The sequence below is a fragment of the Synechococcus sp. Cruz CV12-2-Slac-r genome (assembly GCF_024346075.1).
In the GTDB taxonomy this organism is placed as follows: Bacteria; Cyanobacteriota; Cyanobacteriia; order PCC-6307; family Cyanobiaceae; genus Synechococcus_D.
Genome location: NZ_JAGQEK010000039.1, coordinates 1 through 13,405 on the forward strand (window position 1 = coordinate 1; position 13,405 = coordinate 13,405).

Genomic DNA, 13,405 nt, shown 5'->3' on the forward strand with positions numbered 1-13,405 from the left:
AGGGCAACTATCCAGCCGCATATTTAGTTCCGTGCTGCTAGGTAATGCTTCTGAAATGAGAGCTGGAACTGAAGCTAAACTAGTAAGAGGCGTTAGCTTACTTGGTATTGAAATGGGTTGGGGTCTCATTCGCTCAGTCCATTGCTGTGCCCATTTAGAGCGATTTTTTAAGCCACGTACTACTCCAGCGGTGGGGGTTTCATTCCAAAATACTAAATTTTGGAGGCACCATTTTTTTACTTTTAAATCACGATCGTAAGTAAACCTATTTCCAGTTTCTTCATGACTCCAAATATTAGAAAATTTAAATTGATTATGCAATTCAGTGAGGATTAGAATTGGATCACCAATTCTAATTATTAAACTCTGCCCAATTAAAGCAAGGTTAGCCTGCAATTCAACTAGGCAATCGGAACAAAACTCCCATTGACGAGCAGATGTATCAGGCTGATTCCAAAGTTCTGGTTCAACAATATAAAGTGGTAGAACAACTCCACACTTAACGGCTGAAGAAAGAGGCAGGTGATCAGAAACCCTAAGATCGCGCTTAAACCAAACTAGTTGAACATTAGACATAGATTATTGAGAATAGTTTTCTAAAATATTTAGGCCCTTCTGAATGAGCTTGCGTCCCTGCTCTTGCATTCTTTGCTCATCACCCTTGAAACTACAAGATTTAGTTTTATACTGAACAACTTTTTTGTTTGGTTCATACCAAACCTGGCTTAGCGAACAAAAACTACGTCCATTTGCATTTGGTTTAACTAGATAAACCTCGCCAGCTTTACAAAGATAACTACCATTTGCAAGTTGCTCACATTTACTAAGATTCTTGAAAAAAGGGGAGCTTCCTGAGCTCCACTTAATATTATTAGCAAATCCAGCAAATGAAACTGGGTCATTACTAAATGGTGCCGCCATTGCAGCCGGAAAATATGGTTGCAAGAGAATCAGAACAGAGCATATCAATCGCTTGGGGATCATTTCAAAATACGAAACTGATTCAGTTTAAGCAATTTCAGGATTGGTTTCAAGATTAAACAGTCCCATCTGTGAAAAACTCTTTAGAATTATTTCAATCTTGAATTTTGACCACCGGAATGGAATTCCCATACCTATTTATTTTAGCTCGCAACCCCCAGGAACTGCCAGACCATGCCGATCGAAATTTGCTAGAAGAACTGCAAGGTGTGAGCCTTGCGACTGGTTTCTGCCTACGAATACATCGCTGCCCAATCGACTGGCAAAGCGATATTGAGACGCTCGTTGAACAGGGAGATGCTGTAGCAGAGGGAAATAATCCAATGGCTAATGAAGAAGGGAGCCTACTTTGTTGCGATGCAATTATTCCAGATTTTCAGCCCGATCGCCATTGGCTTGGAGTTTATGCTTTTAGAGCAAATCAATGGAAATTACTTGATAATTTTTGCCTTAATGAAGCAAAAAATGAGCCATGCTGGTTTTATCCAACTGAAAATGGAAAATATCTTTCATGGCATTCAAAACTTCAACTCACAACAAAGCCTGGAATAATAGCTGAACCTGATTTTTTAGATGATAAAGAAGAATACAGCCGTGAGAATGTGCAATTGCTTTGGTCACTAATGGCAGATGATAAAGAAATGACAGCTGTAGGCATTACCTATAAGAATCTACGCATAGACTGGGGACTGATTAGATGTAAACCAGAGATATTTTCAACATGGAGTTCTTTCTCTGTAAATGATATGGAATCAAAACCGTTGGAGATGATTTCCACAATTTGCACAACCAGGAAATTAACCACATCAGCACTTGCTAGCCATTAATTCAACAATCCAGGCAGCAGGCACCTGCTCCACATCACCACTATCTACATTTATGAGCCGGACAAAAGCCGGAATGCGTTGATAGGGCTTGGCTATCACCTCGCCAACACGTCCGATGAACCACGGCCTACCAGCCATTGCCACCACAGCGAAATGTCCAGGTCTTACATCCATATATCTACGGGGGTTTGCCCTGCGGAGGGCTTCTACTGCTGGATCAGTTTGGCAAGGGGACATTTTTGGTTAAGCCAGAAAAGGAAAGGGGCAGTGGCACCAGCCCAATCCTATGATAGTACTTATATACTCAAAATACAAGCGTACTTGTAGCCATATGCTTCTCTGGACCACGGAGCGGGCGAAGTTTCTGTTCAGCTGCGAAATTTGAAAGAGCCCAAACTAGCGATGACAGAAGATTTAAAAGGATATTTATTTTCTGTTGCCGAGGCATTTGTAGATGTGAGTTTTATAATGGATGTTGTACCGTTAGGGAATGGTAATATAAACAACACATATCTTGTTAAGCTGAGGAATTGTGGTAAAGAAGATTTTGTATTGCAAAAAATCAGCTCGAAGGTTTTTAAAGATCCTGAATCTATAATCAGCAATATGCAGGTATCACTGGATCATATTCAATTAAAACTTTTAAGCGATGTAGGCAATATTGAGGAACGAAACTGGAGAAGCACTTCATTACTTAAATCAAGATACAATAATAAGTATTGGCATAGAAATCAAGATGAATTCTGGAGGGCGACAAGCTATATAAGCGCGGCTTACACTACAGATTTGGTTAGGAACTATGATGATGCTGAGGAGGTTGGCATTGGACTAGGTATTTTCCATTCATTAATGGATGGCTTACCGTTGAAGAAATTAATTAAAACACTTGATTCATTTCATGTTACACCTAAATACCATCAAGAATATCAAAAAGTATCCAATATGGGTGTCACAGATTTATGCGATAAAACCCAATGGTGCATAGATTTCATTAAGGAGCGAGAGCCTATTATTGATGTTTTGGAAAATGCAATTTGCAGCGGCGAATTGTGCCTTAGAGTGATTCATGGAGATCCAAAAGTAAATAATTTTTTATTTGATAACATTACAAACAAAACCGTTGCCATGGTAGATCTGGACACATTAATGACTGGATTAATTCATTATGATCTTGGCGATTGCCTTAGATCCGCGTGCAACCCGGCTGGGGAGGAGGAACTTGATCTTAGTAAGGTCTTTTTCTGTATCGATAGCTGTAAACGCTTATTAAATGGCTACCTTAGTAAAACAAAAAAATTACTAAATGAAGCTGATTATAATTATCTCTACGATGCAATTAGGCTTATTCCATTCGAATTGGGAATGCGTTTCTTTAGTGATTACCTCGCGGGCAATATATATTTCAAAGTGAATCACTCATCCCACAATTTAGAAAGAGCTCTTGTTCAATTCAGTTTAACAAAAAGCATTGAGACGCAAGAATTTGAAATCCTACAATGTATTGAGGAATTAAGATGAGAAGCCAATCAGCTTTACTGCTGCCCCATAACAGGCCTGATGAATTGGTTGGTTTGCGACTTGCTGCCGCAGCAACAAGAATCTCTAGTAAATTAAAGCTCCGATATCGCCTTGAGGGCCCCATAAAAAACTTAGTAATTCCAACAGTTACAGAAGGGGCTGTGCGGAGCGATTATCTTTGGAAGGATACGTGTTTTGAAGCATTTTGGAGCATGCCAGAACAAACTTTCTATTGGGAACTGAATATATCTCCTAATACTAATTGGAACATATATAAGTTTAATTCTTATCGCAACGGCCAAAGGGAGCAAGAATATAAGCACAGCCTTAACTTTTCTATTTCAAAAACGGCTAACAGTGTTTCAGTTGGAATTTCAGTGGAGCTAGATCCCCAGATTCCATTAAACTCAGAAATGGAACTTGGTTTTGCATCCGTCCTTAAACAAAAAAATGGCAATTTATCCTACTGGGCACTTACTCACAATGCTAAAGATCCAGATTTTCATCAGCGTGACAGCTTTCTTTTAAAATTATGAGCGCAGTTAGCTTAAAAATAAAACGTCGCCGCGATCTTGCATTCCTTATTCTTGCAGGCCTATTTCTAGGTACTATGGGGATGCTTAATATTCTTGGCTTAAGTCGTTTTTTAACACTTGGTAGCATTGGTAATTGGCCAATAATTGTTGCTGTTGGCGCCTTACCATATCCACTAACATTTCTATGCACAGATTTAATTAGTGAAATATGGGGAGAGGAGAAAGCTGGTCAACTAGTGTGGGTAGGTCTTTTACTTAATGGATGGATAATATTTATTATTTGGCTTGGAGGTATTTTACCCGGTACAGATTCACCTGTTTTCTTTGAAATCCAAAGGCTCACTTTTGGTGCCGTTGGTGCCTCGATGGCCGCGTATATGGCAGCGCAATTTACAGATGTGCGTTTATTTCATTTTTGGAAACGCTTTAGTAACGGAAAGGCGCTTTGGTTAAGAAATAATGGATCAACATTAATTAGTCAATTAGTTGACACCACGGCAGTGGTATTAATAAGCCACTATGGGGCTCACGTGCTACCAATACAGGCTGAAAAAGCACTTTTACCGCAACTCACAACCTTTATTGCTAGCGGCTACTTATTCAAACTTGTTGCTGCACTTTTAGATACATTGCCTTTTTACCTTCTCGTTGCATGGTTGCGTCGCTGGCTTGAAGTTCCAATTGATGGCGAGGAAATTGATGGTAATGAGATTTATGCTGAATAATTTCTTAATCTTCATCACATGATAATAAATGATCTCTAGCGGCGTTAATTCGTTGCATTGTTGTAATTTCTCCCCCCTGATCAGGATGATGGGACGCTGCTAATTTTTTATAAGCTGCCTTAACCTGAAATTCCTTTAAACGCCCGGCTAATGGTAGGTGCAATATGCCTCGCGCTTTAATAGCATCCACATCCGGAGCTTTACCTAAGGGACTCCGATCACCAGCCGATAGGCCTGAGCCCTTGCGCTTGTGCCCCTTACCCTTTGCAGCTCCTGAACCAAAGCCAAACCCTTTTTTACTGCTGGGTTGTGCTGATTCCTCCTTGGCTGCCGCCGCGGGTGGGCGTAATGAAAGTAACGAATACATATTCACGATGGAAGGGTTGGCATCCCTTTTATTTTACAAGGTGACGGTTTTCTTTTCAAGGCAAATTGCTTGAACAGCAATTCACCTTAATCTTCCAAAAACACTTATATATTTAACTGATCGCTGAACTATTGAAAGGTAATTTAAATCAGCCGCAATTAATTGCTGTTTTACCTCTTCAATACTAAATGCAGCCTTCAACGAAGCGCAATAGTCTTGCCTTAATATAGGCTCCATATGCACAGCTTCAGTATTTACTAATTTTTCATATTCAATATTATTTGCCGGCCGACAAAGATCATTTACTACAATAGCACTTCCTGGGGACGCCAACAATTTCATTGCATTCCAATGATGTTGAGGATCATGAAGATGATGTAGTAAACTATTTGAAACCACAGAAATATCTGATTCAGTTTTTTCTGCTGTAAGAGTTTTCTTTAATAAATTTATCTGATCCTGATCGCACAGATTAAGTACTTTATATTCAATTCGCTCCAATATTGGTTGCGGTAGCAACTTTTTCCTTTTATTAGCAAGAGCAATCATTTGTTCTGCGCCATCAACACCTTTTACTATCATATTAGGCCAATGTTTTGCAGCTAGCTCGCTAATATTTCCAGGTCCGCAACCTAGATCAATTAGTAGCGGGCCAATTCCTTCTGGAAATTTTTGCGCTACCCAACTTATTAAGGCTGAATCAGCAGTGCTGAAATCTGCAGCCGCGTATGCCTCTGCCTGCTCGATTCCATTCATCAGCTCCGGTTCCACTACTCTGTTTAGAAATTCATTCATGGTTTAGGCAAAGCAATGGCAGGAATTAGAGATCAAGCTTTTATGACCACCTGCGGTCGCCTCGCTACCCACCTGAATCTAAGTGCTGCTACAGCAAGACAAAGGGTGGATTATCAAGCAGCGCAGGAGGGCATCCGTGATGCAGCTGGTAAATTAATTCTCGCCGAAAGAATGCTGGAGGCCGCAAAGCTAGGAAGCGTTAAACAGGGCAAACTTTTAGATGCACAATTAAATGCTCTTGAATCAGAAGCTAATTTTATGGATGAGGATTAATTTTAGATGGCCCAATTTAATGCTTCTTCCCTTTTAGAAATATTGAAATTTGGCAAGGCTAATGCTTCAACAGTATTACCTATATTTACGCAACTGGAACAAGATCTGCCCTGCAATCTAGAACTTCAGACAAATCAGTTAGAAGCGGTTTGGGAATTGCGTTGGAGCAGTAGCAGCCTGCCTTACCTGCAGGTGCAGCCCTGGTTTGAAAATCTTCAAGTTTTATTACCCCGAGAAGGGCGCGCAATGAACCTTTTGAGGCTTCCAGGGCCTTTTGGCCAGCTTGGCGGTATATCAGTTTTAGCAGAACTGCAGCTTGAAGCACCAAGCAGAGTTGGTGTGAGGTTTATTAAAGGGGGCTGGATCGGTCCACAACTTGCACCCTTTAGGCCACAGCTACTTGCGGGCATTAAGCAGAATTTCCCGGCTTGGCTAGACATAACCCATCTCAGTGATGATTTGCGGTTGTGCCGCGGCAGTAACGGCACCATGTTCGCTTTAATTAGGAGAACAGATCTAAATCCTCACGAGTTAATGCCACCGCTATGACAGAAAGCCCTCAAAAAAATCTGTGGCAGGATCAATGGTATCCAGTGGCATATTTGCGAGATTTAAATCCTAAAAAACCAACTCGCTTTCATTTATTAGCTGAACCATTGGTGCTCTGGTTTGATCGCCAAGAGGGCTTTTGGAAAGCATTCAGTGATCGTTGTCCCCATCGTCTTGCCTCCTTGTCCGAAGGCCGCATAAACGCTAATGGTGAATTGGAATGTCCTTATCATGGTTGGAGTTTTAACGGCAGTGGAAACTGCGTAAATCTGCCCCAAAGTTCATCAAAGCTCCCAAGCAGTGTAAGGGCAAACTGTAGAGAATTTGCCACCGCCACTGGCCAAGGGTTGCTGTTTGTTTTTAGCGGCGATTCGAATCAGGCTTCCAATCAAGCAATTCCTTTAGTGCCTGTGCTTGATGAACCCGATTGGTTTTTGCAGGATACATTTAGAGATCTCCCATACGACAGTATTACTATGCTTGAAAATGTATTGGATGTGAGCCATGTGCCCTTTACCCATCACGCCACAGTTGGCAAGCGAACAAATGCCGGACCTGTTGAACTCGAGGTTTTAGATGAAGGGCCGCAGGGATTTGTTGGTTTATGGCAAGAGGGTCCTCGGCAAGGCAGGCTAGGGGCCCAACACACCACATTCCAGGCACCAGCTTTAATGTGGCACGATTTAACCGCTAAGGGTTTTGCTCGCATCCTCACAGTGGTTTATGCCACCCCCACCACAGCTGGCAATTGTCGTTTATTTGCTCGTTTCCCCTTTAAGTTTGATAAACCTATAACAGCAAAACTCTTAGCGTTGCGGCCTATGTGGCTTCAACATATTGGAAATAATTTGGTTTTAGAAGATGATCAAATATTTCTGCATCATCAGGAACGTAACCTTAATGCTGCTGGAGGTTCGTCTGCTTTAGCTAAGGCTTGCTACCTACCAACCAGTGCCGATAAATATGTAATTGCGTTCCATCGCTGGATTAACAGCTATGCCGGCTTACCGTTTCCAAATACTGATTTAGCAGCTGAATTATCAAGAGATGCATTGCTTGATCGCTATAATACACATACTAAATCATGCGCAAGTTGCAGCAGTGCGTTAAAACGTCTTGAGTTTCTTGATTCTATAAGCCCATGGCTGGCAATTGGTTTAATAGTTGCTGCATTCGGCTCTCAAACCTTGGTTCTAAAAGGTAGTCTTTTATTACTAGCAATTATAATGTTTGGCATTGGTCAACAAATAAAGCGATGGATAAAACTACTCCGCATTGGAGATGGTTTGCCACCAAGAAATCAAGCTTGAGTAGTTAATTTAATTCTATTTTTTGCAACTAGTGATGCAGTGAAGCTTGGATCACAACTAAATACTAAAAGTTGCAAACCTTGCTCTTCGGCTCTACACAACAAGTCTGAGAGTCCATTCCATCGGCTTGGATCCACATTGCTAAAAGCGTCATCAAAGACAAGTGGCAGGCAGCCGTTATAGGAACCTGCCAATACCTCAGCCATGGAAAGGCGCAGGGCAGCAGCTAGTAATTCTTTGCTGCCACCACTCAGAACAGAAAAAGGCCAAGCAACGCCCGTAGCACCTCTTTGCCATTTTAGATTCAAAAAACCCTTTGTGCTCTGGTATTCAATACTGCTGCGCGTTGCATTTTTGCAACAGCAATTAAGATAATCATCTAATCGCTTCATCACTGGAGCTGTATATTGCAATGCCATTGCTGTTTGTTCATCTTGTAACAGCTTTCTAAGTAAATCCAACATTAATGCATCTTTTTCTAGTCTTATTCTTTCTGCGCTACTATTTTCTAAAGCTGCTTCCAATTGATCCAGCAAGGCAAAGCGATCGTTAATGCCATCATTCCTCAATACAACTCCTAACGCAGCAAGTTGCTGCAAAAGCTCTTCTCTTTGTTTCTGAGCCGATTCAATAGTTACAAGCAGATAATTAAGTTTAAAATTTTGAAGTTGCGCTTCATAACTTTTTTGCTTGCTATCTAATTCAGCTTCTGCTTTTTGAGTTGCACTCAGTTGTTCATCTAATTGCTTTTTATCTCCATGGCGAAGAATTAAATCCTTCAGTAAAGTTTCATTTAGCAGAAGTTGTTGTCGCTTGCTATTCAAGCCATTGGATCGGGCGTCTAGCTCTGTTTGGATTTCACTGAGCTCTTGATCCAGCCGATTAAATTCAAGCCGCCGCTCCCGACCTACAGGTAAAAGCAAATCAAGTTTATGCTTCAGATCTTCAAGAGAAGCATTATTAATTTCACATTTTGGTAATTGTTGAAGCGTAAACTTTATTAGCTGTGCATCTTCATTACCATTTTCTTGTATCAAGCGTTTTCTTTCATTTTCTAATTCGCTGCGTTTTCTTTCTAGGAGCATTGCCGCCTCCACATCACTTACCCCAAGCCTTTCCAATTCGGCATTGATTTGTTGTTTAAGTTCTTGCCCCTTGGTTTTAGCCTCTTCAACCCTGCCTCCAGCCCCTGGCTCGAGCCGTAATTTGAAATTCGTGGTTTGCAGTAAACTCACTACGCTTAAAGAATATGTGGAGCCGGCTAATAGCGGTTCTCCATTTAGCAACACCTCCGCGTCAGCCTCTAATAACTCGAGCTTTGTAGAAAATGATTTCATTGTAATTTCCATTATTTGTAATTGCTGCTGCTGCGATCGTAATAATTCAATATTCTCCACTGTTATTTGAGGCATCTGTTGTAAATAGTTATCTAACTCAAAAATCTTCTGGGTTTTAATCTCCTGCTCCTTTAGGCGCTTTTGCAAGCTTAATATTTTAATTGCCTGCTGTAATTGTTCTGCCTCTTTTAACGCTATTTCAAGTTGTTCACTCGCGTATAACCTGCGCTGTTTAAGCTCTAAATATTTAGATTTAATGGTTTCAATTAAGGCATGTTCAGGCTCAAGCTCATTTTTTAAGGTTGTGGTGTTTTGAGCTAATTTAACTAGTTTTTGAATTGTTTCAACTAACGAATTAATTTCTTTTTGTATTTCTTTTCTTTGCTGTTGCAACGGTGCTAATAATTTCAACAATGGTATTGCACGATCCAATTCGGCTAATTTAGAGCTGGCTATTTGCTGCTCAGATTGTGCTTGTTTTTGCTCTAGTAGTTGTTTATTAAGGTTCTGCAATTGTTCTTTGGCAATTTCTTCTGTCTGTTGTGCCTCTGCTAAGGCTGATCCAGCACGGCCGATTCGTCCCTTTTCAGTATGGGAAGAGCTCCAGCGCTGTTGCACCAGTTCAACAACGCGGCGATCAACTTGAGATTGAACCCCCAGCTGACCAGACATCTGCAATTGTTCCAATAAACGAGCTTGATCGAGGGCGTTAGCACCAAGGTCGAGGGGGTTAAGTCCTGCATTTCCCTGCCATACCCACAGGTGGCCCCACCTTTCTTTCATCTGTTCCCCTTGGCGGGCCCGTGGAACTGGGCCCGCCCCCACTAATTCAGCCAAGCGCTCCTCTGCTTTATCCCCTTGCCAGGAGCTACCAACGGAACTCATTAGGCTGCTGGCCCCCTTTGATCCAGCAAATCGTTTATGCAATGTGAAGTTGATGCCTTCAGCCTCAAATCTCAGCGTTAGCTCGGGATCCCCCCCGCCGGGCTGGGGGCGCATCTCATCAAGCAGCGCTCCGGAGCTGCGGCTTGAGAGAAATAAAGCTCGATGGAGAGCTTCAACCAAGGTGCTTTTACCTGTTTCATTCGCACCTTCCAACACCGTTATCCCCAAACCAAATTCCAGCGAGAGCTCGCGATGCAACCGGTAATTACTGAGCTTTAGGCCGGAGATCCTCATCTCAACTTAATTGGCCGCAAGCACCATGCAGTTCCCGCAGTGCAAGCAGTGCGAGTTCCGCCTTTTGAGTGTCTTCAGATTCAGTAAGGCTTAATAAGCGTTGGGCCACTCTTGCAACTAGTGGATCACCGCTTCTGCCAATGAGTTGCTGCAGTTCAGCTTCATTTGGGGTGAGTTTAATGCGATCACGTAATTTCAGGCGTAATAGCCGAGCCTCGAGCTGTTCCAATTTGTTTTGGAGTTGAACTCCAGCTTCAAGGCTTAAATATCCATCTAATTCGAGCAGTAATAAATCCATGCCGCTGCGATTGCCAAGAAGTATTTGCAGCTGCTTTTCGAGAACTGCTAAATCGCCATCGCCATTAAGCCGCTGTTTGAGCTGGTGCCACACACCAATGCCGGTGGTTTCCACTGATACAGAGGCTGGTTGTGAGCGTTCAACCTCCACTACCAACACTTGGGAGCTGCGGTAATTCTCCCCCCGCGGAAACCTATCTGGTTCAGGACAACCCGAATACCAGGCTTTGGTTGATATTTTTTTGAGCCCGTGCCAATCGCCAAGTGCGATGTAATCAATGAAATCCTGCGGTAGAGCCTCCAAATCGATGCGATTTGTGGGTCCACAGGGATTTTCATCATCTGCATCTGAAGCGGAATCGCCACCAAATCCATGCACCGAGCCATGGGCTAACAGCACGCAAGCTCTTTTCTCGGCGGGATCAAATTGAAAGTGCCTAAGCCAGGCGGTGGGATCTTCAAGGTCTGCCTGGCGCAGCAACGGACATGGCAGAAGCAGGGCATCACTGAGTTGCACCGGCTGGCGCTCCAGCAATAGCTGCAAATTTGGCGCCAATTCCTTTTGATAGCTTTTAAACCAGGCTTCATGCCAAAAGCTGCCTATCCCCCCGTGGTCGTGGTTGCCTGGAATTACAAAAACAGGTGCATCGATAACTCCAATTGCGCTGCATGCCTGGGCCACATCTGCGCGGGTTGGTTCTATCGAGTCAAATAGATCACCAGCCACCAATACAAAACTCAGCGCCTTGGTTTCTACCAATTGAGCTATTTGCTCAACAATGGCAAAACGCAATTGCTTCAAACGAGCCCGTTTTTCAGGATCTTTAACCCTCCCATAGGGTTTTCCTAACTGCCAATCGGCTGTGTGTAGAAATCGAACCACAAGGGGGGAGTCGAGCCAACCTGTAAAGTAAAAAGGAATCCAGAAGGTTTGTGGTTTAAACACCCTTCCTTCCGAATGACCTGCCTCAAGCTTTTTCACCTTAATGACTCTCTACGTTGGCAACCTCTCCTTTGATGCGGAGCAGGAGGATCTTCGCCACCTTTTTACTGAATATGGCGAGGTGAAATCATGCAGCCTCCCCCTCGATCGCGAAACTGGCCGCAAGCGCGGTTTTGCTTTTGTTGAACTCGTTAACGAGGCTGATGAACAAAAAGCCATCGACGATCTTCAAGATGTCGAATGGATGGGTCGCATGATCCGTGTAAATAAAGCTGAACCTCGCACAGGCGGCGGTGGCGGCGGCGGTGGACGTCCCGGCGGCGGTGGCGGCGGCTACGGCGGCGGTGGCGGTGGTCGTCCCGGCGGTGGTGGCGGCGGCTACGGCGGCGGTGGCGGCGGCGGATATGGCGGCGGCGGCGGTGGTGGTGGCGGTGGTCGCCCCAGTGGCGGTGGCGGAAACCGCTACTAAGCCGTTTTCACTCGGCCAAATTCAAATATCAAGTTTTGCCACCCTTAACGGGTGGCTTTTTTTTGTAAAACCCCCACTTTTAGGCAAGTATTTTGTATCAGTTGCTACCTCCACACCCGCGAAAATTAAAAAAAGTGCCTTCCATGGCATTTGTGGGGTAGTCAAGGGCTTTAAGTAGTAAGCGCAAATCATCAGAACCCATGCCTTCGCCCCAGCGTCTTAGTGCTATTGAGCAGATCCAGCTGCGTGGTTCTTATCCAGCTGAAACAGCCAAGCCCCTAGACGAACTTTGGGGCAAAAACGTCTTCACATTGGAGAAGATGAAAAAGGCTTTACCTAAAGAAGAATTCAAGCTGGTGCAGCGCACCATCCGTGAAGGGGGAAAGCTTGATCCCTCCGTTGCAAATGCTGTTGCCCAAGCAATGAAAGACTGGGCAACAAGCCATGGGGCTCTGTATTACGCCCATGTTTTTTATCCCCTTACAAATTCCACTGCTGAAAAACATGATGGCTTCATCGCGCCTCAAAGCGATGGAACCGTAATTTCAGAATTCACCGGCAAATTACTTGTGCAGGGGGAACCTGATGGTTCATCTTTCCCCAATGGTGGATTACGTTCCACCTTCGAAGCAAGGGGCTATACCGCCTGGGACATCACAAGCCCTGCATATTTAATGGAAACCCCAAATGGGGTAACACTTTGCGTTCCCACAGTTTTTGTATCGTGGACTGGCGAAGCTCTTGATAAAAAGACCCCTTTGTTGCGCTCCAACGCAGCGATGAACCGCCAGGCAAAGCGTCTTTTAACTTTGCTTGGAAACACTGAAGTTGCTCCGGTTAATTCAAGTTGTGGAGCCGAGCAGGAATACTTCCTCATAGATCAGGCCTTTCTAAATTTGCGGCCTGATTTACTGCTAGTTGGCCGTTCATTATTTGGTGCACCTTCCGCAAAAGGGCAGCAATTTGATGATCATTATTTCGGTGCAATACCTGAAAGGGTTCAGGTATTCATGCAAGACGTTGAGCAACAGCTCTATCGGCTTGGCGTACCTTGCAAAACCCGCCACAACGAAGTGGCACCAGGTCAATTTGAAATTGCCCCAGTGTATGAGGCAGCAAACGTTGCAACAGATCACCAACAGCTGATCATGACGCTGCTGCGCAGCACAGCCAAAAAACATGGCATGGCTTGCCTACTTCATGAGAAACCCTTTGCTGGCATCAATGGATCTGGGAAACACGTCAATTGGTCTGTTGGGAATTCAACTCAGGGCAATTTGTTAGATCCAGGCAGCACAC

The 13,405-nt window shown here is 43.6% G+C and carries 16 protein-coding genes; 9 read left to right on the forward strand and 7 right to left on the reverse strand.

What is annotated here, in order from left to right; all coding sequences use genetic code 11:
- Window positions 1–576, reverse strand: a 576-nt coding sequence (locus tag KB557_RS04955) for a deoxyribodipyrimidine photo-lyase (protein WP_255131861.1), incomplete at its 3' end; no start/stop codon positions are given.
- Window positions 577–579: 3 nt separating this feature from the next.
- Window positions 580–921, reverse strand: a complete 342-nt coding sequence (locus KB557_RS04960) for a hypothetical protein (protein ID WP_255131863.1) — start codon at window positions 919–921, stop codon at window positions 580–582.
- Window positions 922–1,169: 248 nt separating this feature from the next.
- Here KB557_RS04960 and KB557_RS04965 point away from each other — a divergent pair, with 248 nt between their 5' ends.
- Window positions 1,170–1,808 (forward strand): hypothetical protein, encoded by a 639-nt coding sequence (locus KB557_RS04965; protein ID WP_255131866.1) that lies wholly within the window; start codon window positions 1,170–1,172, stop codon window positions 1,806–1,808.
- On the opposite strand, the gene KB557_RS04970 is transcribed toward KB557_RS04965, so the two are convergent.
- Window positions 1,788–2,045, reverse strand: coding sequence for a hypothetical protein (locus KB557_RS04970; RefSeq protein WP_255131868.1), 258 nt, complete (start codon window positions 2,043–2,045; stop codon window positions 1,788–1,790). The genes KB557_RS04965 and KB557_RS04970 overlap by 21 nt on opposite strands.
- Before the next feature lie 165 nt (window positions 2,046–2,210).
- Between KB557_RS04970 and KB557_RS04975 the strand changes: the two genes are divergently transcribed.
- From KB557_RS04975 to KB557_RS04985, 3 genes are read left to right on the forward strand one after another with little or no spacing between them, the layout of a single operon-like run.
- Window positions 2,211–3,326, forward strand: coding sequence for a phosphotransferase enzyme family protein (locus KB557_RS04975; RefSeq protein ID WP_255131870.1), 1,116 nt, complete (start codon window positions 2,211–2,213; stop codon window positions 3,324–3,326).
- Entirely contained in the window at window positions 3,323–3,862 is a 540-nt protein-coding gene (locus KB557_RS04980) for a DOMON-like domain-containing protein (RefSeq protein ID WP_255131873.1), read from the forward strand. Before KB557_RS04975 ends, KB557_RS04980 begins: the two co-directional genes overlap by 4 nt.
- On the forward strand, window positions 3,859–4,587 hold the full coding sequence (locus KB557_RS04985; protein ID WP_255131876.1) for a queuosine precursor transporter: 729 nt from the start codon (window positions 3,859–3,861) through the stop codon (window positions 4,585–4,587). The genes KB557_RS04980 and KB557_RS04985 overlap by 4 nt, the downstream gene beginning before the upstream one ends.
- Window positions 4,588–4,591: 4 nt before the next feature.
- Here the strand turns inward: KB557_RS04985 and KB557_RS04990 are convergent, their stop codons facing one another.
- Window positions 4,592–4,954: a molecular chaperone DnaJ gene (locus tag KB557_RS04990; protein ID WP_255131895.1), complete on the reverse strand. Its 363-nt coding sequence runs from the start codon at window positions 4,952–4,954 to the stop codon at window positions 4,592–4,594.
- Between the two features lie 81 nt (window positions 4,955–5,035).
- Window positions 5,036–5,749 carry a class I SAM-dependent methyltransferase gene (locus KB557_RS04995; protein ID WP_255131878.1) on the reverse strand — a complete coding sequence of 238 codons (714 nt, stop codon included), beginning with the start codon at window positions 5,747–5,749 and terminating at the stop codon, window positions 5,036–5,038.
- 15 nt (window positions 5,750–5,764) lie between these two features.
- Between KB557_RS04995 and KB557_RS05000 the strand changes: the two genes are divergently transcribed.
- The 3 genes from KB557_RS05000 to KB557_RS05010 are packed head-to-tail and all read left to right on the forward strand — an operon-like array spanning window position 5,765 to window position 7,881.
- On the forward strand, window positions 5,765–6,022 hold the full coding sequence (locus KB557_RS05000) for a hypothetical protein (protein WP_255131881.1): 258 nt from the start codon (window positions 5,765–5,767) through the stop codon (window positions 6,020–6,022).
- A 6-nt stretch (window positions 6,023–6,028) separates the two neighbouring features.
- Complete coding sequence (locus tag KB557_RS05005) at window positions 6,029–6,571, forward strand: PAP/fibrillin family protein (RefSeq protein WP_255131883.1); 543 nt, start codon at window positions 6,029–6,031, stop codon at window positions 6,569–6,571.
- A complete protein-coding gene (locus KB557_RS05010) occupies window positions 6,568–7,881 on the forward strand; it encodes a Rieske 2Fe-2S domain-containing protein (protein WP_255131885.1) in 1,314 nt (437 codons plus the stop codon). Before KB557_RS05005 ends, KB557_RS05010 begins: the two co-directional genes overlap by 4 nt.
- Here the strand turns inward: KB557_RS05010 and KB557_RS05015 are convergent.
- Together KB557_RS05015 and KB557_RS05020 are read right to left on the reverse strand one after the other, a co-directional pair.
- The gene (locus KB557_RS05015) at window positions 7,872–10,397 is read right to left on the reverse strand and encodes an AAA family ATPase (protein ID WP_255131887.1); all 2,526 of its coding nucleotides are present in this window, start codon (window positions 10,395–10,397) and stop codon (window positions 7,872–7,874) included. The genes KB557_RS05010 and KB557_RS05015 overlap by 10 nt on opposite strands.
- Window position 10,398: 1 nt before the next feature.
- Window positions 10,399–11,676, reverse strand: coding sequence for a DNA repair exonuclease (locus KB557_RS05020; RefSeq protein WP_255131890.1), 1,278 nt, complete (start codon window positions 11,674–11,676; stop codon window positions 10,399–10,401).
- A 4-nt stretch (window positions 11,677–11,680) separates the two neighbouring features.
- Between KB557_RS05020 and KB557_RS11160 the strand changes: the two genes are divergently transcribed.
- Together KB557_RS11160 and KB557_RS05030 are read left to right on the forward strand one after the other, a co-directional pair.
- A complete protein-coding gene (locus tag KB557_RS11160) occupies window positions 11,681–12,106 on the forward strand; it encodes an RNA-binding protein (RefSeq protein ID WP_315856191.1) in 426 nt (141 codons plus the stop codon).
- A 200-nt stretch (window positions 12,107–12,306) separates the two neighbouring features.
- The coding region (locus tag KB557_RS05030; RefSeq protein ID WP_255131893.1) for a glutamine synthetase III at window positions 12,307–13,405 on the forward strand (1,099 nt) is incomplete at its 3' end.